Raw genomic sequence first — 20856 nt, forward strand, 5'->3', positions numbered from 1 at the left:
CGGCGAAACCGCTTCGAGAAGGAAGCAGAACAATGAAGTTCACTCGATGGGGCGCGGTGGCGACCGCCCTGCTGCTGAGCGCCTCGCTCGCCGCCTGCGGCGGCGGTGCGGGCCGGCCCGACGATGTCGCGGTCGCCGCGGCAATGCTGCCGATGCCCGCGATCACCGATACCGACGGGCTGGTCATCCACGGCGAGGAGATCGCCGACGCCGAACTCCTCGCGGCGGCCCGCGGACAATCGCTCAACTGGTACACGGCGTCGGGGGCGGAGAGCGCCGCGCTCACGGCCGCCCGGTTCGAGGCCGAGACCGGGGTCGACGTCAATATGACCCGGTTGCCGTCCGGCAAGCTCAACGAGCGAGTCCTCAGCGAACACGGCGCCGGCCGTTTGTCGGCCGGGGTGGTCACCATCACCGATCCGATCCTTGCCGAAGGTTTCGCCGCGGCGGGTGTCTTCACTCCCTACCGGACGCCCACCTACGACAAGCTGGCCGCGATGGGGGACGTGGTCTGGGGTGACGGCGAGTACTACACCGTCTACTACTCGGCCTACGCATTCGCCTACAACGACCTGGCGGTCGAGGCGAACGACGCCCCCGCCCGCTGGACAGACCTGCTCGACTCGAAGTGGCAGGGCAAGCTGGGCGTGGTCAACGCCGGAGCCGGTGGTACCGTACAGGGCCTCGCCGATTTCCAGGAGCGGGTGATGGGCAAGGACTACTGGGCCGGCCTGGCCGCTCAGGAGCCACGGGTCTTCGACACCACATCGGTCCAGCTCGAGGCGCTGGCCCGCGGTGAGATCGAGGTGGCCACGGTCGGCTTCAACAGCACCTACGGGGCCGAGGAGGCGGGCGCGCCCATCGAGCTGGTGGTCCCGGAACAGGGGGTCTCGGGCACGTTCAACATGCAGGGACTGACCACGGCGGGTGCGGATAACGCGGCGGCGCGGCTCTTCATGAACTGGACCATGTCCCGCTCCGGCCAGGAGTTCGCGGCGGCGCAGGGTTTCGTGGGTTCCCGCACCGATATCGAACAGGTTCCGACCGGTCATTACCAGCTGCCGAAGGCCGATGACGAGAACTTCGTGGTCTATACCCCGGAGGACGCCCGAACCCGCGGCGAGGACATCGTGGCCCGGTGGAACAAGACGTTCGCCTTCAGCGGCTGACGCCGGGCACGGAGGGAGAGCCGGCACGTCGCCGGGGCTATACGGCCGCCGCAATCTCGATGAGGGAGGTTGCAGCGGCCGCGGCACGTTCGGTGTCGACATGGATCCACTGGCGGTCGCCCGTCGCTCGGGCGAAGAGATCTATGCGCTCCTGGTCGACGGTGAGCCACGGACCCGGGCCCAGCTCGACATCCACGAGCGACTCCAACTCCTCGCGGGTGCGTACGACGGCCGGGCCGGCGCCGCTCACGCCTCGACCCGCTCGACCACCGCCGCCAGCCCCTGGCCGCCGCCGATGCACAGGGTGGCCAGGCCGTAACGACCCTCGATACGGGTGAGCTGGCGCGCCAGCGTGCCGATCAACCGGGCTCCGGTGGCGCCCACGGGATGGCCCAGGGATATGCCGGAGCCGTGCGCGTTCACCCGCGCGAGGTCGGTTCCGCTCAGCTTCCACTTCTGCAGCACCGCGAGTGCCTGGGCCGCGAAGGCCTCGTTGAGCTCGATGAGATCCATATCGGCCAGGGTCAGTCCGGCCCGCTCCAGCGCGGCCGCGCCGGCCGGCACCGGACCCATGCCCATGGTGCGCGGGGGGACACCCGCCACAGCCCAGGAAACCAGCCGGACCAGCGGGCGCAGCCCCAGGTCGGCCGCCCGCTCCGGCGTGGTGACCACACACATCGCCGCGGCATCGTTCTGTCCGCTGGAGTTGCCGGCGGTCACCGTGGCGTCGGCGAGGTCGCGTCCCATGATCGGCCGGAGTGCGGCCAGGGATTCCAGGCTCGTATCGCTGCGCGGGTGCTCATCGGTATCGACGATCGTCTCGCCGCGCCGTCCGGGCACCGTGACGGGCACGATCTCCTCCGTGAACACCCCGGATGCCTGCGCGGCCACGGCACGGCGGTGCGACTCCACGGCCAGCACATCCTGTGCCTCCCGGGTGATGCCGTAGTCGCGACGGACGTTCTCCGCCGTCTCGATCATCCCGCCGGGCACGGGATAGTCGGGTCCGCCGGCCGTGGTGCGGGCGCGGGCCAGCCCGTCGTGCATCGTCATGCCGCCGCGGGCCGCACCCCAGCGGGCGTCGGTGGTGTAGAACGGCACATTGCTCATGCTCTCGGTGCCGCCCGCGACCACTACCCGGGCCGCTCCGGTCTGCACCATCATCGCCGCGTTGAGGATCGCCTGGAGGCCGGAGCCGCACCGGCGGTCGATCTGCTGGCCCGGCACCTCGACCGGGAGGCCGGCGGTCAGCGCGACCACCCGGCCGATCGCCGGTGCTTCGCTGTTGGGGTTGCAGTGCCCGAGGATCACGTCGTCGACGGCATCGGCCGGCAGGCCGCGCGCGACGAGCTCACGGAGCACCGTGACCCCCAGGTCCACCGCGGTCAGGGGACGGAAGGCGCCGCCGTACCCCCCGATGGGGGTGCGCAGTGGCTCGCAGATGACAGCGTCGGTCATGACTCTCCTCGATCGTTGCTCAGCTGGGCCGGTGCGGCCGGGTGCCGTCGCCGCTGTCCTGGGGGCGCGCTCACATGAACCGTCCGCCGGTCACCTCGGCCACGGTGCCGGTCATGTAGGCAGACAGTGACGAGGCGTAGAACAGGGCGACACCGGCGACCTCGTCCGGCTCACCCGGCCGCTGCATCGGAATCTCCGCCATCTTCTGGTCCCATGCCTTCTGCGGCATCGCCTCGGTCATCGCGGACCTGATCAGCCCCGGCTGGATCGCGTTGACGCGCACCCCGTGGTGGGCCATCTCCTTGGCCGCCGCCTTGGTGAGCCCCACGATCCCGGCCTTGGCGGCCGAGTAGTTGGTCTGGCCGACCATGCCGACCTTCCCGGACAACGAGGAGATATTGACGATCGCTCCCGACTTCTGCTCCCGCATCCGTGCCGCGGCCAGCCGGGTGCCGTTCCAGGTGCCCTTCAGATGGACCTGGACGACGAGGTCGAAATCGTCCTCGGTCATGGTGCGCATGGTCGCGTCCCGGGTGATGCCGGCGTTGTTGACGAAGACGTCGAGGGACCCGAAATCCGCTACGGCTGTGTCGACCAGGGTCTGCATCTGCGCGGCGTCGACGACATCACACCGCACGGCGCGGGCCCGGTCGCTGCCGAGCTCCTGCGCGGCCGCCTGGGCGGCGGCTTCGTCGAGGTCGCCGATCACGACCCGGGCGCCGTGCTCGACGTAGAGCCGGGCGATGGCCAGGCCGATGCCCTGGGCGGCGCCGGTGACGACAGCGGTTTTACCGGTGAGCAGTGTGGTCATGAGAGGTCTTCCTGTCGGTGCTGCGGTTCGGAGGCGGGGGAGAAGCGTGGCTTCCGTCGTTCGAGGAAGGCGTTGCGGCCTTCTTGTGCATCGGTCCCGTGGCCCGCCAGGGCCATCGCGGTGCGTTCGGCGGCCAGGAATTGGGCGAGGTCCGCGCGGTCCTGGGCGAGCAGCGACTTGGTGACGGCGTTCGACTGGGTCGGGCCGGCCGCCAGTGTGGTGGCGAGCTCCACGGCCCGCGCGGTCGCATGCCCGGGCGCCACGGTCTCGGTCACCAGTCCCGCCGCTCGTGCGTCCTGGGCCGTGAGGGGCTCACCGAGGAATAGGTGGGCCGCGGCACGCTGGTACCCCAGCCGGCGCGGGAGGTGGTAGGCCGTACCGGCGTCGGCCGTCAGGCCACGGGCAGCGAAGGGGGCTTTGAAATAGGCGTTCTCCCCGGCGACGACCAGGTCGCAGGCGAGCACGATGCCCCAGGCAGCGCCGATCGCGTACCGCTCGACGGCCGCGATGATCACCTGGTCGGCCCGGACCATGGTGGTCACCAGCTCGTGGATCAGGGTCAACCGCTCGGCGGGGGCGAAGACGCCGCCGTCCGGTCCGGGCATCGACGCCACATCACCCCCGGACGAGAAGAAGTCGCCGCCCCCGGTGATGACCACGGCCGCGTCCCGGCGGCGGGAGGCGTCGGCGAGGCCGGCCCGCAACAGCTCCAAGGTCTGCGTGTCGAGTGCGTTGCGCCGGTGCGGACGGTCGAGTCTCAGGACGGTGACGCCAGGGCCCGGCTGCTTTTGGTGCACGGGTTCCTGAGCTGCCTCGGAGGTCATAGTCTATAGAAAATATAGTATGACCCGGTACGCTGTCGAGCGGGCGTAGGGACAGCACTGGGCGGGGCCGCGATCCCTGGGCAGACATCGCCGACGTCAGATGCGGCATCGCCCGATACCGCGGAGGGAAGAGGTCAGGGATGAAGACGATCGTCACCGGTGTAGACGGCAGCCGCACCGCCGCTCGGGCGGCCCAGCGAGCCGCCGAGCTGGCCGCGGCGCTGGGAGCGGAACTCCATGTGGTCTGCGCGTACGAACGCCTCGAGGTCGAGCGACTCCGGCAGGGCAGTGACGAGCTCGTCCGGTCGACCGAGGACGAGGCCGCGCGCACCGCCGTCGCGGCGGTCCGGGCGCTGCAGGCGCTCTACCAGGCGCTCGTGCTGCGGCCGCAGGCAGTCGAGGGAAAGCCCGGCGAAGTGCTGGTCCAGGTCGCCGAGCAGTGTGAAGCGGACATCATCGTCGTCGGCAACAAGCGGGTCCAGGGTGTCGCTCGCGTTCTGGGCAGTATCGCGCGCGACGTCGCGCGCCGGGCGCGCTGCGACGTCTACGTCGTGCACACCCACGAGCGCTGACCCGGCAGTGGTTTCCGGCCACGCTCACCGAGGTCGCTCGCCGGCATCAGCCTCGGCTGAGTTGCACGCGGTACGAGTAGTAATGCGGAAGGAAGTGGCTCACCGCCACTTCGACAGGCACGCCGTCGGTGTCGAAGTAGAGCCGATCGATGAGAAGTGTCGGCTGATCGGGTTCGCTGTCGAGATGCGGTGCGGCCGAGGAAGGGAGCTTACCCACCGTGATGCTCTGCTGAGCCTGGCCGATCCTGCGCGGAAGTGCCTCGTCGAGTAGTCCGATGATGGTCAGATCGCTGCTGATCCCGACGGTCTGCAATTCCGTGACGTCCGCGAGCAGCCGGGCGACTCGTGGGGGCAACGCCACCGTGGTGAGACAGAACGGCGTATTTTCGTGAAGCCGGACGAACGAAACCTCCCAGATGATGTCATCGGGAAGCCGCAACCTGTCGGCGGTGGACCTGTCGATTCGGCGCGATAACGGTTGCACCACCCGCATCCGGGTGTCGTCCGAAAGATTCATCAGGTCATCGACGGATCCGACCTGCCGGATATAGCCGGCTGCGGGAGTGCTGACGAAGGTCCCACGGCCGCGAGTGCGGACGACCAGGTTATCGGCGACCAGGTCCTGGAAAGCACGGCGAACAGTCTGCCGGCTCACGCCGAACCGCTCCGCGAGCACCGACTCGGTCGGCACCTGCGCACCCTCCGCCAGAGTGCCATCGACGATTTGGGCGCGAAGGCTCCGGGCAACCGTTTGGTAGCTCAACTCAGCCATGGCGAAAGCCTAATGTCAGGGTGTTCGGATCCACCTTCTGGACGGATGCCGGGTCGGTGGCCTATCCGTTGCTTCCGGTCGGTTCGGCAGCGCGGGCGAGCACCGCCCGCGCCCGGAGCAGGACAGGGCGATCGACCATCTGCCCGTCCACCACCGCCACATCTCCGTCTCGCGCAGCGCCGAGCACCGAGCGGGCCCAGGTCAGCTCGTCGGCGGGAGGTAGCAGTCCCGTGTGTACCGGGCGAACTTGGTCCGGATGAATGCACAACCGGGCGGTGAAGCCGGCGGCAACCGAGTGCCGGGTCGCGGTTTCGACGCGGGACAGGGCACGGACTTCGGTGCTGACTCCGTCGACCGGTGCCGGCAGACCGGCCGCCGCCGAGGCCACGGCGAGAGCGAATCGTGCGGGGGCGAGGCGGTTTTCATCGGCCGGGTCGATTCCCAGCTCGGCCGCGAGGTCGAGGTGTCCCAATGCCAACCGTGCGACGCCGGGAAGTGCTGCGATCTGCGGCGCGGCGATGAGTCCGGCCGCCGTTTCGACGAGCGGGAGCAACGCGACGTTCGCACCGAGCCGGTGGCCCAGCTCGGCGAGCTCGGCAGGCGAGTCCGCTTTGGGGACCATCACCCCCGCCGGGCGGGTGCCGGTGGACAGCGCCGCCACATCGGCCGCACCCGGCGGTGTCGATGGTGAATTGATCCGCACGATGACCGGCTTCCGCGGAACAGGTCGGTTCAGCAACGCGCGCACGTGCGCGCGGGCCGCGTCCTTCGCGGCCGGTGCCACCGCGTCCTCGAGGTCCACGACGACGCAGTCGGCCTCGCTGTCGAGCGCCCGCCGGAACCGGTCGGGCCGGTCTCCGGGTACGAACAGGAACGACCGGGCCGTGCCGATCCGGTTGTGGGCGTTCACGCGCGGTATTCCCTGAGGAGGGCACGGCCGATGATCATCTTCTGGATATCGGATGTCCCCTCGCCGATCAGCATGAACGCGGCTTCGCGGTACAGGCGTTCGATCTCGTATTCCTTGGAGTAACCGTAGCCGCCGTGGATACGGAACGAATCCTGGACGACCTCGTTGCAGTATTCGGAGGCGACCATCTTGGCCATGCCCGCCTCGACATCATTGCGCCGGCCGGCATCTTTCAGGCGTGCTGCCCGGACGACCATGGCGTGTGCGGTCTCGACTTTGGTGGCCATCTCCGCCAGGCGGAACAGGATTGCCTGGTGCTGGGCGATCGGTTTGCCGAAGGTCTCCCGAATCTGCGCGTAGCGGATACCGAGTTCGAAGGCGCGGTGGGCGATGCCCACGGCGCGGGCACCGACATTGACGCGCCCGACTTCGACCCCGTCCATCATCTGGTAGAAGCCTTTGCCGGGCTCGCCACCCAAAATCTGTTCGGCGGTCGTCCGGTGCCGGTCCAGGACCATCTCGGTGGTGTCGATGCCTTTGTAGCCCATTTTCTCGATCTTGCCGGGGATCGTGATGCCCTGGGCGGTCGTCCCGAATCCGGCCTCCTTCTCGATCAAGAACGTCGTCAAGTTCTTGTAGACCGAGTCCGCGCCTTCGTCGGTCTTGCACAGCACCGCGACCAAATTCGATGAGCCGCCGTTGGTGAGCCACATCTTCTGTCCGGTGATCTCGTAACCGTCCGCGGTTCTGGTGGCCTTCGTCCGGACGGCGGCGACATCGGAGCCCAGTTCGGGTTCGGACATGCTGAACGCGCCGCGGATCTCACCGGTCGCCATTCTCGGCAGGTACTTCTTCTTCTGCGCCTCGGTACCGTGTTGCAGGAGCAGGTAGGCAACGATGAAGTGGGTGTTGATGACCCCGGATACGCTCATCCAGCCCCGGGCGATCTCCTCGACCACCAACGCATAGGTCAGCAGCGATTCGCCGAGACCGCCGTACTCCTCGGGGATCATCAGTCCGAAGAGGCCCATTTCCTTGAGGCCCTCGACGATTTCGGTCGGGTACTCGTCCCGGTGTTCCAGATCCGTCGCGACCGGGATGATCTTCTGTTCCACGAATTTCCGGACCAGTTCGAGGATTTCGGTCTGCTCCTCGGTAAGGCCTTCGGTACTGACCAGACGACCCATCAGTTGTGCACCGCCGATTCGTTATCGATGTCCGAGGCGGCGAGGACGCCGCGTCGACCCAGCTCGGCGATCTGGGGGTCGGTCAAGCCGAGGTGTGTGGCGAGGATCTGCCGGGTGTCCCGCCCGAGCTGCGGCGCCGGCAGTGGGGGTGCCGGGCTTCCGCCGAGAACCAGTGGCAGACCGGGAGACAGGTGCGGGCCCACCCCCGGCTGGTCGAGCACGTCGACGATCGGGTTGTGACCCTCGGGGGTCTGCAAATGGGCTACCAGGTCTGTCACGGTGCGATAGGGGGCCCAGAGGAGGGCGGTACCTTCGAGGGCGGCCGCGATCTGGCCGGCGCTCTTGCGGGCGAACCATCTCTCGAAGAGTCCGGCCAGTATCTCGCGATACTCGAAGCGATCGTCTTCGCGGGAGAAATCGGCCCCCATTGCGCGTTCGATGGCCTCGACCGGTTCGCGGGTGCCGGTGACGAGCAGCAGGTCGCGCCAGTGCCGGTTGGTCAATGCGACCACCATGAACCGATGTCCGTCCGAACTGCCGAAGTCACGCGCGAAGCCGCCGTAGAGATGATTGCCGATCCGCGGCCGGTCGTGTCCATTGAGCTGAGCGTCGGCCAGCAGGCCCAGATTCCCGGTCATCGAGAGTGCGACGTCGGCGAGCGCGACCGTCAGCGCGGAGCCTTCGCCGGTGAGTTCCCGGTGGCGGGCCGCCGCGCAGATGCCGGTCGCCGCATACAACCCGCAGGCGATATCCCAGGCCGGCAGCACATGATTTATGGGGTCCGCATAACCGGAAGGTCCGGTGATCAGCGGGAACCCGACCTCGGCGTTCACCGTGTAGTCCACGGCCGACGATCCATCGCCGCGACCGCGCACATGGACATGGATCAGGTCGTCGCATACTTCGCGCAGCGCGTCGTAACCGAGCCAGTCCTGGCCGATGCTGTTGGTGAGCAGAACAGCGCTGCGCGGCGCGCACGCCGCAACCAGGCCGCGGACCAGGTCACGGCCGTCGTCCGAGCGTAGGTCCACGGTGAGCGACTGCTTGCCCTTGTTGAGCCCTGCCCAGTAGAGACTCGCGCCGGATTCCGCGAGGGGCCACCGGTGCCGGTCGCCCGCGCCGCCCAGCGGATCGATCCGAATCACTTCGGCGCCCAGCTGGGCCAATGTCATCCCACCGAGCGGTGCTGCTACGAACGAAGAAATCTCGATCACGACCAGTCCGGACAACGGACGGGCACCGAACGGCGCAGTGTCCGCACGAGGTTGTCCGTGTCCGGTGTCCGTCATGTTCGTCCTCCATAAAAGCGTCCCGCCTCGTCAATAGGTACGTACATATGTATCATAAGTACGTACTTTTGTCGTCCCGGATAGCGATGTGGAACTCATGGAACGTTGCGATGTGATCGATCTCGACCGCGCTCGCGCGCTGGCCGGGCTACTGGATTCGAACCCCGAGCTGATCCAGGCGGGAGACCGTCTGCGCCCGATGTGGCAGGTGGCCTACCTGCTGCCCCGGCCGGCCCAAGGCGATCTCGGCGCCGACGGCCATCCACGGACCGATCACGGGCCCGGCGTACGACGCATGTTCGCGGGCGGACGGCTGACCCTGTGGCCCGGGCTGTGTCTCGGGTCCGAGGTCACCGCCCGCGAGGAGATCGTCTCGACGAAGGAAACGACCGGGCGCGCCGGGCGTCTGGTATTCGTCACGAGTCGGACGATCATCGACTCCGGTGGCTCCGAATGCCTGGTAGACGAGCGAGATGTGGTGTACGTGCACGCGGATCCGAATCGGTCCGGCGCCGAGGAAACCCGCCGGGCCCCGGCCGAGTCCGCCCCCCGGCCCGAGCCGCGGGTGGAATCGGTGGTCGAGGTGGACCCCACGCTGCTCTTTCGCTTCTCCGCCTTGACGTACAACGCGCATCGAATCCACTACGACGCCGACTACACCCGGGATGTCGAGGGGTATCCGGGGCTGGTGGTGCACGGTCCCCTGCAGGCACTGCTGATGGCCGAAGCGGCAACGTCTTCGCTGGCCGGCCCATTGGGAACACCGCTTCCGGAAAGAGTGCAATTCGACTATCAGCTCATCTCCCCGCTGCACCTGGGTCAGGGTTTGCGGGTCGCGACCTTTGCGCGTACGGATGACGAGGTGGGATCCGAGGTCACGGATGCGTCGGGACGAGTCACTGCCCGTGGGCGCGTCACTCTCGGCGGATCGTGAGACATTCGCGGCCTTTCGGTGGAATGCCGGGCGTGATCACCGGGCACCGCCGCCGAAGGTGGTGAAACAGCTCCTGGGCGTTGAACGGGGAGTTGATCGCAGTCAACGCGTGTGCAGATCGGCGCTCAGGCCATGGCCGAGCCGCCGTTGATCCGCACGACCTGCCCGGTGACGAACGAACTCGCCGGCGCGCAGAGGGTGAGTGCGGCCAACGCGATATCGCGGGTCGTTCCGACCCGCGCCAGCGGCGAAGCCGAGGCCATCATGGTGACGTAGTCTGCGCGTTTGTCGTGGTCGACGGTGCCGTCCGCGTCGGTGAAGTGCTGGCCGGTCATGCCGGTCTCCACCCAGCCGGGTGCAATGGCGTTGACCCGGACGCCCGCTGCGCCGAGTTCCAGCGCGAAAGTGCGGGTCAGTTGTGTCACACCGCCTTTCGAGATCGCATAGGTGATACGCCCCCGACTGGCACGGTCGATGATTCCGGAGGAGAGATTGACGATGCAGGCCCCGGATGACATCACCCGACCCGCAGCCTGGCAGGCGAAGAAGGTGCCGCCGACATTGATGCGCAGTACCGTGTCGAGTTCCTCGGGCGTTACGTCGAGTGCGTCGCGCATGATCATGACGCCCGCGGCGTTGACCAGGATGTCCAGGCGGCCGAAGTCGGCGACGACGGTGTCGACCGTAGCGTGAATCGCCGCGGGGTCGGACACATCCAGCACACGCGTGGTGGGGGAGTAGCCCTGCTGCGCTGCGAGCGCGCCGGTTTCACGCAGACCGTCGGCGTGGATATCGGTTGCGATCACCTGTGCTCCGGCCGCCGCGAGCACGAGTCCGGTCTCCCGGCCGATGCCGCCACCGGCGCCGGTGATCAGCGCGACCTTGCTGGTCACGCGAAAATTGTCGGTGATATCAGCCATCGATTCTCCTGTTGTCGCGCAGTGTAAGTGGATCTCAGGACGGGTCGGAGAAGGCAGCGTTTCTGGCGATCTGATCTTCGGTCATGCCCCACGGGCTCTGGATGAGCGCGCCGCCGTCGACGATCAAGGTTTGGCCGGTGATCTTCGCGGCGAGCCCGGACGCGAGAAAAAGCACCGCGTCCGCGATATCCCGGCCGCGCGGCGGAGCGAGCGCGTTCACGACATCCTCGCCGAACGGCACTTCCGGAAGATCCCAGTTCCCGCCGCCGACATTGCCCGGTGCCACGGCATTCACCCGCACGCCGTGGGTGCCGTATTCATCGGCGAAGGTCTTCACCAGTGAGATCACACCTGCCTTGGCCGCTCCGTAGCCGGCGTGGAAGCGCGCGGAGCCGATCCCGTCCACGGAGGTGAGGGCAATGAGCGAGCCGCCCTTGTCGTTGACCATCAGATGCGGGGTCGCGGCCCGGAACACATAGAAGACCTGTGTGAGGTTTACCAGGAGCTGCGAGTTCCACTCCGCATCGGTGATCTCGGCGGCCTTGCTCCACTTGGCCTGACCGACAATGTCGACGCAGACATCCAGTCCACCCATGGTTGCCGCGGCCTCATCGATCGCCGCCGAAGCCTGCTCGGGCCGGAGTACATCGGCGATGACCGTGAAAGCCTTGCCACCCTCGGCGGTGATCTCCTCGACGATCTCCTCCGCGCGCGCGGCGTCCTTGTCGATACACGCGACAGTGGCGCCGGCCCGCGCCAGTTGCAGTGCCGAGCCGCGACCGTGACCCGCGCGGCTCGGGATGAATCCGGCGCCGACAACGACGGCGCGGGCGCCGTCCAATCCGAGGTCGATCACTGTGTTCCCGCTTCCTTGTCGGTATTCGTGCCGGTGTCGCCGGGGGCGGAGTACGTGTAGGCCCCGTCGATATGCATCAGGCGCGTGGCGAGTTCGAGGCCCGCCAGGGGAGTGATCGGTCCGAGCCGTCCGTATTCGTTGACGTAATAGTTTTTTTCGGGCTTCGCGGCCGGGTCGAGCCAGATGAGCCGGGCACCTTCGGTGTCGATTGTGTGGTTGTACTCCCAGAACGCCGCATCGGTGACTTCGGCGCAGCGGTAACCGCTCTGTACGACCGCCACGATCACCCGGGCAGCGTGGCCCACCCAGGCCTCCATCCACGCGGGTAGCCCGCCGAACCCGATGCCACCGCCGGTCACCGGCTGGGAATTCGGGCCGTAGAGCGTGAACAGGTTCGGGAACTCGGGGATGGTCAGGCCGAGGTAGGCGCGTGGACCCCCGTCGAGGTGCCAGCGATCTTCGATGTGCCTACCACCGCGGCCGCGGAAGTCGATGGGCCAGAGCCATTTCATCATCTGGAAACCCACCGCGGTCACGGCGAGGTCGATGCGGCGCTCGACCCCGTCGACCGTGACGATGCCGTGTTCGGTGAAACGCTCGATACCGTCGGTTACCAGCTCCACGTTGTCGCGGGTGAGCGCCCGGTACCACTTGTTGTCCACTACCGGACGCCGGGCCGAGGGTGGGTAATCCGGTACCAATCGGGCGACGAGATCCTCGCGGTTGTCCACTTGCGCCCGGATGTAGTGGGTGAGGTTCTCGCGTAACCGGTCGTTGCTCTTACTGAAAAGCCCACCGGCAGCGCGCCATTCTGGGTCGGGCCGGACCATGTCGCGTGGATCGGCGGGTTTGAGCGAGGTCATGCGTGCCCAGTTCCAGTAGTGCGGGATATTGTCCAGCACCCACCGCGTTTCCGCGCTCACGGGCTCGCCGTAACCTTCCCGGGGCGCGATCCACTGCGGGGTCCGCTGAAAGACGTAGACCCGGTCGGCATCCTCGGCGATCCGCGCCAGTATCTGGACTCCGGTGGATCCGTTTCCGATAACGGCCACCGATTTTCCCTGTGCGCTGTGCCGGTCGGTCCACTGCGTGGAGTGGATGATTTCTCCGGTGAAGTGCTCGATCCCGTCGGCGTCCAGGTTCTTCGGAGTGGAGAAGAGCCCGGTCGCGGTGACAACGAAATTGGTGTGCACGGAATTGATTGCGCCATCGCTGTCGGCGACACGTAGCGACCACATACCCGACCGCTCATCGAGCTCGGCTGCGCGGACCTCGTGTTCGAACCGGATATGTTCGAACACGCCGAACTTCCGCGCCACCATCTCGAGATAGGCGCGCACCTCGGGCTGCCGCGCGTACTGCTCGGTCCACGGGTGGTTCTTGACGAAGCTGTACTCGTACATGGTGCTGGCGCTGTCGACGCGCGCGTCCGGGTAGGTGTTGATGGCCCAAGTACCCCCCACATCCGGACGGCGTTCGTAGATCACGTAGGCGATGCCGAGCTGTTCGAGCTGGACGGCCATCGCGATACCGCACAGCCCAGCACCGATGATGACCACCGAGAAGTCGTCCGCGCGTTCGGGACGATCACCCGGCCACTGTGCGAAGAGCGGGAACTCGTCGACGGCAGGCACTGTCCGCGCCACCACGAATTCGGCGTCCGTGAGCTCTCGGCCGAGCGCGATCTCGACGATCGTGCGCAGTTCGTCGTCGTCCAGGCGGCGCGGAGTGTAGGTGGGAGCGGTATCGGCGAGGAACTTTTCGGCCTTGACGAAGAGTTCTTCGCGGTCTTCCTCGGCGATGGTCATCTCGAACGCGGCGCCGCTGCGAATCGGCACCAGTTCGAGTTTCATCGTGGCCAGGGCGGGGTCTCCGGTCGCGTGCAGTAGTGCCAACCGCAGGGCGTGCAGGTTCGACTGAGCCAATACGTGCCGGACGAAGTCGCCATCCATTTGCTGTCCTAGTTTTCAGCATTTCGAAACTAGTTTTCGAATTGTGTTCAAGCTACGCTAAACCTCGAAAGCGCCTGGCGTCAACGGATCGGTCAAGGAGTTCGATGTCCCTCTCCGCCCAACGTGCACTGCAGGTACTGGACTTCCTCACCGCCAACGAGCGGGGGACGTTCACCCTCAGTGAGCTGTCCAAGGCGCTGGATGTGAGTCCGGGTTCGATGTTCGCCGTGCTCAAGGCGATGAGCGAAGGGGGTTATGTCACCCGGCATCCGCGACACAAGACCTACACCCTGGGACCCGCGGTGGCGGCGGCCGGCCACGCCGCCTCGGGTGCGCATCCGGTGATCGAGCTGGCACGTACCGAGATGGTGAAATTGGCGGCGGCGACCGGGCACGAGTGCACCGGCACCGTTCTGGTCGGCAGCGATATCCTGGTCATCGCCGTGGAGGGCGAGCCCTCCGGGCAATCCCTCGACCTCGCACCCGGACAGCGGATTCCGCTGTTACCGCCGTTCGGGCAGCCGTTCATGGCGTGGATGCCACCGGCCGAGCTGCGCGAGTGGATTGCCGACCTGCCGGACGATCTGCGAGATCGGGTGGCCGGATACATCGAATCCTACGGCCGGATCGTGCGGCAGCGGGGTTATTCCGTCGGCCGCGGGGTTCCGGGCCGCGAACACCATTCGCTGACACGCGAATTATCCGCCCGACCCAATGATTCCGCACTGCGCGCGGCCCTGCTGCAGCGGTTCTTCGCAGAACAGCCGGAATTCGCGGTATCGGAGTTCGAACTCGATACCGAATACCATATCGGCAACATCGCGGCCCCGGTCTTCGATCCGGAGGGCCGGGTGGCCTGCTGCCTCACCTTGCTCAATATCGGCACCCGCACCGGCCGCGAGGTGCCTGCCGCCGCACGGCCGGTGATCGCCTCGGCGCAATTACTCACCCGGCAGATCAGCGGCCGTGTGCCGCAACAGGATTAACGCAGTACCGAGTACGACATCGCGCGGATCACCGGCGCGGCGTCCAGAGTGATCGAGGACCCGACCATGTCCGGAACAGAACTCGCCGCGCGCGATCCGCACGCCGATGTCCGTATCGAAGACCTCGGCTCCACCCCACCCATCCTGCGCATACAACCCGCCGCAGCGCCGTCCGACTCGGCGTTGATCCATTTCCACGGTGGCGGCTACCGCAAGGGATCCCCACGGATGTTCGCCGGCAGTGTCGCCAGAATCGCGACCGCCTGCGAAACTCAGGTGTTCGCGGTGGGCTACCGACTCTCGGGGGTGAGTCCGTTTCCGGCCGCCGTGGACGATGCCTTGGCCGCCTACCGGTTGATCGCCGCGGATATCGATCCCGATCGTATTGCGCTGTGGGGGGATTCGGCCGGCGGCGGACTGGCCGCGGCGCTGCTGCTGCGGCTCCGGCAACTCGGGATACCGGGCCCGGCCGGTGCGTTCCTGTTCTCCTCCTGGCTCGACCTGCGCAATACCGCCGCAAGCTACGCCGGGAACCGGGCCACCGACCGTATCTTCTCCATCGAGCTGGCGACCGAGGCTGCGGCGGCGTATCTGGCGGGCCGTCCGGCGACCGATCCGCTGATCTCGCCCGCCCTCGGCGACTGGACCGGGCAGCCGCGACTTGTCGTGCAGGTCAGTGGTGCCGAGGTGCTACGCGACGACTCCCTGCTGCTGGCCCGGAATGCTGCCGCTGCAGGTGTCGATGTGCGGCTGAAGGTGTACGAGGGGGAACCACATATCTGGAACCTCGCCTACCCCGCGACCCCTGCCTCGCGCCGCGCAATCGGCTTCATGGTCGAGCAGCTCGGTGAGCTGTTCGCGCCGGTTACCGATACCTGAGCTCGCCGCGGTCCCCGCCGGTTGGAGAACCACTTGCTTCGACTCGTATCGCTGCGCACGCCGGGATGGCGGGCAAGGTGCCGGCCGAGTCTCTGGTGGACCGAGTGAACGCGTTACTCGGCGCGGGAAATCCTGACTATATGCAGGCGGCTGCCGACCTCGCCGGGATAGCGGCGTGAGGTGATGGTCACCGGTTGCCATCCGCTCGGGTTGTGTGCGCGGATGCGGGCTGGGGTGACGGCCTTTGTATCGGGTAGGCCGGACTGCAGCATGACCGCCGTTTTGGCGACTGCTTCCCAGTCGTCTCGGTGGATGAGTTCGGCGTCGCCCTCGCGCTGCCAGTCGATCCACGCGGGCACGTGGCCGATCCACTGGGCAATGAGCGGGGCGCCGGTGGGCGGGAAGGCGATCAATGCGGCAGCCGGCATTTCGGGGCCGGGCTCGTCGGTGAGGCCGAGAGCTTCGTGCGGTCCGAGGGCCGCCGGTTCGACGTCGGATACATCATGGGTCAAGCCGCGCAGCCCGGCTCGCTCCAGATCCGTTCGGCCACGAGCGAAGATCTGCCAGTTCATCAAGTGGCCGTTGTCGTGCAACACCACAATGTTCGAGGTGAACTGGGCATCGGGCTCAGGGTTGGTGCCGAGAGCTATCAATGCGGTGGCATCATCGAATTTCACTACCTTGCGGAAGAACTCACCGGGTGATCGAACCCGCTTGAATCCGTCCGCGTCATCGGTGCTCATCATCCATGACTCGAGGCGCTGTTGAACTTGCAACTCGCCTGCGTACCAGCCGATTCCGGCTGCCGGACGGCACGCGGGAATCGGTTCGTCAGGTGCACCGACCCACAGCTGAAGGGCGTACACGTCGCCTTCCGGGCCGAGGACGGGCAGGGCTCTGACACGACGGTGACCACCGCGCCCGGACACAACCTGATCGAATTCCGAACCGGATCGACGGACCCAGTCGGACAGGTCGGCAACATCCACGCCTTCGTTGCGTTGCAGCGAACGGAGGGAAACCCACTCACGACGCTCGCCGTCCTTGGCGACGATGGTCATCGGGGTGTCCAGGGGACCCAGCGCCTCGATGAGAAACCATGACATCAGAAAGCGCCTACCTGTCCGGAACGGCGGCCGCCGAGCGGCCACGGGCGGTCAATTCAAAAGGTTCGGGACGCAAAGTTCCCCGCTCCTGGAGCGTCAGCGGGACGTCGGAGGAGCTGCGCAGATCGAAGGCGTATACCAGCCGGCCGAGCAAGAGCGTTGCCTCGTGCAGGGCGAACGCCCGCCCGATGCACGAGCGCGGGCCCGTGCCCCACGGCTGGAAGAACCGATCGGGGAAAGCGCGGAGAGCGGCGGCATCGAAGCGATCGGGATCGAACTCTCCGGCAGCCGGCCCCCAAACATCCGGGTCACGTTGCGCGGCCAGTGCCAGAACGAAGACCGCTCGGCCGGCCGGAATCTCGTAGCCGCCGAGGTTCTGCGCGGTGCGCGCGATCCGGAAATAGCCAGGCGCGGGTGGACACAGACGGAGGCATTCGTTCAGGAACTGGCGCGTGAATCGCATTCTGGTCACGGAGTCGTAGTCGAGGCCGGTTGCCTGCGGGGGCATTTCGGCTCGAACACGGTCCTGGTAGCCGGGGTTCTGCGCCAAGTAGTACAAGGCAACTTCCAGCAGTGCCGCGGTGGTCTCGTGCCCGGCGATCAAGAATGTAAGAGTCTGGTCGCGAACATTTTCGGTCGGCAGACGCGACCCGGTCTCCGGATCGACAGCAGTCAGCATCAAATCGAGCAAGTTGGTCGGTTCGCCGTTCTTCTCGGCCTGTCTGCCCGCTATCAGCTCGTCGACATACTGTTGCAGTGAAGCGATATCGCGCCGCACAGTCGAAGCCCGTAGCGCTTCTCGGATGTGGCCGAGGATCGGCACATCATTGGTGGATTCCGATGCCCACTGCAGGGTGCGGCCGAGTTCTTGCACGAAGCGGTGCGAATCGCTGCCGTCGCCGGTGGAAGAGAGCAACCGCAGATTGCGCCCGAACCCGGCTCGTGCGATCACCTCGAGGGTGGCGCGAGTCATCGCTGAATGGACTGCGACAGATCCACCGCCGGCCGAGGTCCACTCGGCCACCAGATCGTCGGCAACCGAGGCCATCGCGTCGTGGTAGGTGCGCATCGCGGCCTGGGCGAACCCCGGAGTGAGAATACGCCGGGCCTGTCCCCAGAGCGGGTCCTTGGAGCTCGCCGTGAACATCCCGTGTGGCGCCATCGGCCGTAGCTTCGCCAGTGGCCCCAGAAGTACACGACCCCAGGCAGTTTCGTCATTGCACTGCGTTGCCAGCCGGCCCCCGGCCACGAGGATGAGCTGAGTGCCGAGCAGTTTGCGCTGAAAGATCGGGCCCAGCCCACCTTGGGCGAGCTTCAGCTCGTGCTGCGTCGGGCGGCGCCTGTCCACACTGGCCACGTCACCGACGATCGGCAGCCGACCCGGCGGATGTGGCAGCGCGTCCACAGGCAGCGTGGCGGTAGACGATTCCATGCGACCACTCAAACATGCCTGCCGACTGATCGCCACGTAGCGTGCGGTCCCGTAGGCCCTCTGCGGTACGCCTCTCGGCTCCCCATTCCAGAAGGTGTGATCCAGGTGATTTTCACCTGTCGGATGCTTCGGTGCGACCCATGCGTTGGTTGCACCGTGCGACGAGCTTGTGCTTAGCTCTAGCCAAGTCGGGCGGCTTATTCCCCTGGCTGGACGTAAGAGGCTCGCACCGGACCGCGTATCTCAGGTACCCGTCTGCCTTGCTGAGCAATGAACACGACCAGCAGGTGGGACAGCAGTGAGCGCCGAGCAGTGCAGTAGCACCCAGTACCTTTCGACGCCGATTCGAGCGCCGCCGCCACTCGGTCGCCGGTTATAGCCAACACCTATTGGTGAATTGCAGAGAATTGCCCGGCGAGCCCTGAGCGTTTGCCCCCGAAAGTCCTTGCTGATAGCTGCACGGTCGGTGGGGCCGGATTCGGAGGGGAACTCCGGCCTGGAGAGTGGTCACCGATACCAGCACCGCGAGGACTTGGCACCGCCCGTCCTGGTGGGCCTTCGTCAGGATGCCGGGCAGGGCCGGCTCGGAGCGGTCGAGGAGCTGGAAGCCAGTGCGGTTCCCGGCGCGGTCACGGACGATGGCGTGCACGAGAAGGCGCCACGCGTCGCGTGCATTGCCTGTGTCCGCGGTAGTCCGGGCGTGATCCGCTGAACAGCGGAAGCGGCGCTCGTGAGGAGGCGCCGCGGTCTGGGGGCCGTTTGTCTGGACAGTCGGGCCGGGTCAGTTCCATGAAGTCGTCGTCGGAGGTGTCGATGCGGGTGGTGGTGCCGTCGGCTGCGAGGGTGAACAGGCCGGTGTGAGTGCCGGCCAGAACCGATCCGTCGGCGGTCAGGTGCAGGCCGTGCTGCCATTCGCTGGGGGTGCGCAGGGTATGCCAGGTCATGATGGCAGTGTGGGCCGGGCTCGACCAGGCCGTGTACCAGATGTGGTGGCTGCTGCCCTCAGTGATGGCGGTGGGTTGTCCTGGTGGGCAGTGTGAAGGCTGCGGTACGGACGGTTCCTCGATGTTTGAAGTCGAGGAACAGGCGATAGACGCCCGGCCCGGGGACCGCGGTGTGGAAGATGATGTCGGGGCCGGGCGCGGTGACACCGTCGCCGGGCTCCCCGTTGGGGTGGACGTGGACATAGGCCAGATCCCCGGCTCGCAGGACGACCAGGTGGCCGAACGCCGCGAGGTAGGGCTGCAGATCGGTGACCGGGGCTCCGTCCTTGCGGACGGTGAGAGTCAGTAGCCGGCCTTCGTCGGGGACCAGGTCGCCGCCCAGTTCGACTTCGTAGCCGTCGACCACGGTGGTGCGGGCGGGATCCGGAACCGGTAGCGGTGCATAGTTTCCTGCGACGGCGAGGTCCGCGCCGAGGGTGATGGTGCGGCCGAGTTCGCGCGGGGCGATATCGGTGAAGACCCGGTATGCGCCTGCTTCGGGTAGATCCAGCCGTACCGACCAGGTGCCGTCGGCGGCGCGCTGGGGATGCACGTGCCAAAAGCCGGTCAGTTCGCGGCGGGCAACGATCAGATGCAGTTCTTTGTCGTGGATCGGGGAGTAGTCGGTGACCGGCCGCCCGTCGAGGCCCAGGATCCGGAACCGGAAGTCGATCTCACCCGGCCGCACAACGGTGTCCGCCAAATCCAGTGAGTACCCGTCCTGGGTGACCAGTAGGCCGCCCGGGAACGCGCCGGCGTCGTGGCCGGTGTGAGGGTGGTGACCGGTGGGAGCGGGACCCCGGGCACTGTGACCACCGTGAGTATCCGCGGTGGCATGTGCTGTCGCCGTGCCGCCGGCCTCCTCGTGGTTCGCGTGATGTCCGTGGTCGCTGTGGCCTGCGTGGTGGTTGTTGTGTGGGGCGTTCATCGCGATCTTCCTTTTCTTGTCATCAGCGGGACGAGAACGAACATATACCCCTGGGGGGTATATGGCAACAGGGGTTGCCGCCCGCAGCAAATGCGCTGGTCGAGCATGCGGGCAAGCCGCCTGGGGGGCCGACGGAGGAGTGTGGACCGCTGAGTCCCGTTGGGGGAGTGGTGTCGAAATATCGGGTCAGGCCCCGTGCTTCGAGTGAGCCACGACAACCCGCACTCACAAGACGAACAAGCTTCGCGTCCGACCGGAACGAAGGTCTCAGTCCGCCCTCGTGAGTGAGCGGACCCAGAAGCTGATCACCACATCCACGCACTGATCGGTGGACCGGCCCTGTGGTGGGGCGAGGACCGCGCCGTGGACCTGAGCCTCGACGGCCTGCACCATCAGCAGCGCGGTGAGATCGGGTTCTGGGCACCCGGGGTCGACGCGGCGAAGGTGGAAGGCGACCTCCTCGGCGAGGAGCTGTTCGAGTTGCCGGAGTCGGGCGATGATCTCGGGCGTGCGCGGCGCCTGTTCGAAGAGCAGTTGATGCATTCTCGGTTGGGCACGATGTATCTCTGCAACGGCCAGGATCAGCCGTCCGGCGGTCTGGTCCAACGGCGGAGGGCCCTCGCACAGGGCATTCAGCTCGGCGAGAGGGGATTCACCGGACTGTCGGAGATGGCGTTCAGCAAGCGCGTAGAGCAGCGCGTCCTTGTTCGGGACGTAGTGATAGAGCGTGCCGATGGAGACGCCGGCGAGTTCAGCGACTCTATTGGTCGTCGTCGCAGCGTAGCCGTGCTGTTGGAAAAGTCGAGCAGCCGAGTCGAGGATCGCGTCGAAAGGTGCACAGCAAAGTCTGTTTCGGATCGGCCACCGCGGAGGCCGATCCGACTTCGC

At 66.8% G+C, this 20856-nt stretch carries 21 protein-coding genes; 5 read left to right on the forward strand and 16 right to left on the reverse strand.

The genetic code is table 11. The features are described 5' to 3' along the window. The first annotated feature begins 32 nt into the window (after positions 1-32). Complete coding sequence (locus ACIA75_RS08050) at positions 33-1169, forward strand: ABC transporter substrate-binding protein (protein ID WP_397101336.1); 1137 nt, start codon at positions 33-35, stop codon at positions 1167-1169. Between the two features lie 37 nt (positions 1170-1206). Here ACIA75_RS08050 and ACIA75_RS08055 read toward each other — a convergent pair whose 3' ends face one another. The 4 genes from ACIA75_RS08055 to ACIA75_RS08070 all read right to left on the reverse strand — a co-directional run bounded on the left by ACIA75_RS08055 (position 1207) and on the right by ACIA75_RS08070 (position 4262). Further along, entirely contained in the window at positions 1207-1419 is a 213-nt protein-coding gene (locus ACIA75_RS08055; protein ID WP_397101338.1) for a MaoC/PaaZ C-terminal domain-containing protein, read from the reverse strand. Next, complete coding sequence (locus ACIA75_RS08060) at positions 1416-2627, reverse strand: acetyl-CoA C-acetyltransferase (RefSeq protein ID WP_397101340.1); 1212 nt, start codon at positions 2625-2627, stop codon at positions 1416-1418. The genes ACIA75_RS08055 and ACIA75_RS08060 overlap by 4 nt, the downstream gene beginning before the upstream one ends. A gap of 70 nt (positions 2628-2697) precedes the next feature. Further along, positions 2698-3438 (reverse strand): 3-oxoacyl-ACP reductase FabG, encoded by a 741-nt coding sequence (fabG, locus tag ACIA75_RS08065; RefSeq protein ID WP_397101342.1) that lies wholly within the window; start codon positions 3436-3438, stop codon positions 2698-2700. Then, positions 3435-4262 (reverse strand): enoyl-CoA hydratase/isomerase family protein, encoded by an 828-nt coding sequence (locus ACIA75_RS08070; protein ID WP_397101344.1) that lies wholly within the window; start codon positions 4260-4262, stop codon positions 3435-3437. The genes fabG and ACIA75_RS08070 overlap by 4 nt, the downstream gene beginning before the upstream one ends. Positions 4263-4402: 140 nt before the next feature. Here ACIA75_RS08070 and ACIA75_RS08075 point away from each other — a divergent pair, with 140 nt between their 5' ends. After that, the gene (locus ACIA75_RS08075; RefSeq protein ID WP_397101346.1) at positions 4403-4834 is read left to right on the forward strand and encodes a universal stress protein; all 432 of its coding nucleotides are present in this window, start codon (positions 4403-4405) and stop codon (positions 4832-4834) included. A gap of 46 nt (positions 4835-4880) precedes the next feature. On the opposite strand, the gene ACIA75_RS08080 is transcribed toward ACIA75_RS08075, so the two are convergent. The 4 genes from ACIA75_RS08080 to ACIA75_RS08095 all read right to left on the reverse strand — a co-directional run bounded on the left by ACIA75_RS08080 (position 4881) and on the right by ACIA75_RS08095 (position 8992). Further along, entirely contained in the window at positions 4881-5606 is a 726-nt protein-coding gene (locus ACIA75_RS08080; protein ID WP_397101348.1) for a GntR family transcriptional regulator, read from the reverse strand. Between the two features lie 61 nt (positions 5607-5667). After that, positions 5668-6516: an HpcH/HpaI aldolase/citrate lyase family protein gene (locus ACIA75_RS08085; RefSeq protein WP_397101350.1), complete on the reverse strand. Its 849-nt coding sequence runs from the start codon at positions 6514-6516 to the stop codon at positions 5668-5670. Next, positions 6513-7703: an acyl-CoA dehydrogenase family protein gene (locus tag ACIA75_RS08090; RefSeq protein WP_397101352.1), complete on the reverse strand. Its 1191-nt coding sequence runs from the start codon at positions 7701-7703 to the stop codon at positions 6513-6515. Before ACIA75_RS08090 ends, ACIA75_RS08085 begins: the two co-directional genes overlap by 4 nt. After that, on the reverse strand, positions 7703-8992 hold the full coding sequence (locus ACIA75_RS08095) for a CoA transferase (protein ID WP_397101354.1): 1290 nt from the start codon (positions 8990-8992) through the stop codon (positions 7703-7705). Before ACIA75_RS08095 ends, ACIA75_RS08090 begins: the two co-directional genes overlap by 1 nt. A gap of 88 nt (positions 8993-9080) precedes the next feature. Here ACIA75_RS08095 and ACIA75_RS08100 point away from each other — a divergent pair, with 88 nt between their 5' ends. Continuing rightward, complete coding sequence (locus tag ACIA75_RS08100) at positions 9081-9926, forward strand: mesaconyl-C4 CoA hydratase (protein WP_397101356.1); 846 nt, start codon at positions 9081-9083, stop codon at positions 9924-9926. A 125-nt stretch (positions 9927-10051) separates the two neighbouring features. Here the strand turns inward: ACIA75_RS08100 and ACIA75_RS08105 are convergent, their stop codons facing one another. From ACIA75_RS08105 to ACIA75_RS08115, 3 genes are read right to left on the reverse strand one after another with little or no spacing between them, the layout of a single operon-like run. Further along, positions 10052-10846 (reverse strand): SDR family NAD(P)-dependent oxidoreductase, encoded by a 795-nt coding sequence (locus ACIA75_RS08105; protein ID WP_397101358.1) that lies wholly within the window; start codon positions 10844-10846, stop codon positions 10052-10054. Positions 10847-10880: 34 nt separating this feature from the next. Beyond that, complete coding sequence (locus tag ACIA75_RS08110) at positions 10881-11702, reverse strand: SDR family NAD(P)-dependent oxidoreductase (RefSeq protein WP_397101360.1); 822 nt, start codon at positions 11700-11702, stop codon at positions 10881-10883. After that, complete coding sequence (locus ACIA75_RS08115) at positions 11699-13654, reverse strand: flavin-containing monooxygenase (RefSeq protein WP_397101362.1); 1956 nt, start codon at positions 13652-13654, stop codon at positions 11699-11701. Before ACIA75_RS08115 ends, ACIA75_RS08110 begins: the two co-directional genes overlap by 4 nt. A 104-nt stretch (positions 13655-13758) precedes the next feature. Between ACIA75_RS08115 and ACIA75_RS08120 the strand changes: the two genes are divergently transcribed. Both ACIA75_RS08120 and ACIA75_RS08125 read left to right on the forward strand, forming a co-directional pair. Then, a complete protein-coding gene (locus tag ACIA75_RS08120; protein ID WP_397101364.1) occupies positions 13759-14640 on the forward strand; it encodes an IclR family transcriptional regulator in 882 nt (293 codons plus the stop codon). A gap of 66 nt (positions 14641-14706) precedes the next feature. Next, positions 14707-15519 (forward strand): alpha/beta hydrolase fold domain-containing protein, encoded by an 813-nt coding sequence (locus ACIA75_RS08125; protein ID WP_397101366.1) that lies wholly within the window; start codon positions 14707-14709, stop codon positions 15517-15519. Between the two features lie 113 nt (positions 15520-15632). Here the strand turns inward: ACIA75_RS08125 and ACIA75_RS08130 are convergent, their stop codons facing one another. From ACIA75_RS08130 to ACIA75_RS08150, 5 genes are all read right to left on the reverse strand, one after another. Then, positions 15633-16625 carry a GAF domain-containing protein gene (locus ACIA75_RS08130; protein WP_397101368.1) on the reverse strand — a complete coding sequence of 331 codons (993 nt, stop codon included), beginning with the start codon at positions 16623-16625 and terminating at the stop codon, positions 15633-15635. Between the two features lie 10 nt (positions 16626-16635). Continuing rightward, positions 16636-18057: a cytochrome P450 gene (locus ACIA75_RS08135; RefSeq protein WP_397101370.1), complete on the reverse strand. Its 1422-nt coding sequence runs from the start codon at positions 18055-18057 to the stop codon at positions 16636-16638. 629 nt (positions 18058-18686) lie between these two features. Next, a complete protein-coding gene (locus ACIA75_RS08140; RefSeq protein WP_397101372.1) occupies positions 18687-19001 on the reverse strand; it encodes a hypothetical protein in 315 nt (104 codons plus the stop codon). A gap of 58 nt (positions 19002-19059) precedes the next feature. Continuing rightward, positions 19060-19968 (reverse strand): hypothetical protein, encoded by a 909-nt coding sequence (locus ACIA75_RS08145; RefSeq protein ID WP_397101374.1) that lies wholly within the window; start codon positions 19966-19968, stop codon positions 19060-19062. Positions 19969-20235: 267 nt separating this feature from the next. Next, the gene (locus ACIA75_RS08150; protein WP_397103405.1) at positions 20236-20826 is read right to left on the reverse strand and encodes a TetR/AcrR family transcriptional regulator; all 591 of its coding nucleotides are present in this window, start codon (positions 20824-20826) and stop codon (positions 20236-20238) included. Positions 20827-20856: the final 30 nt, after the last annotated feature.

Origin of the sequence: Nocardia sp. NPDC051750, assembly GCF_044453135.1 — a bacterium.
In the GTDB taxonomy this organism is placed as follows: Bacteria; Actinomycetota; Actinomycetes; order Mycobacteriales; family Mycobacteriaceae; genus Nocardia.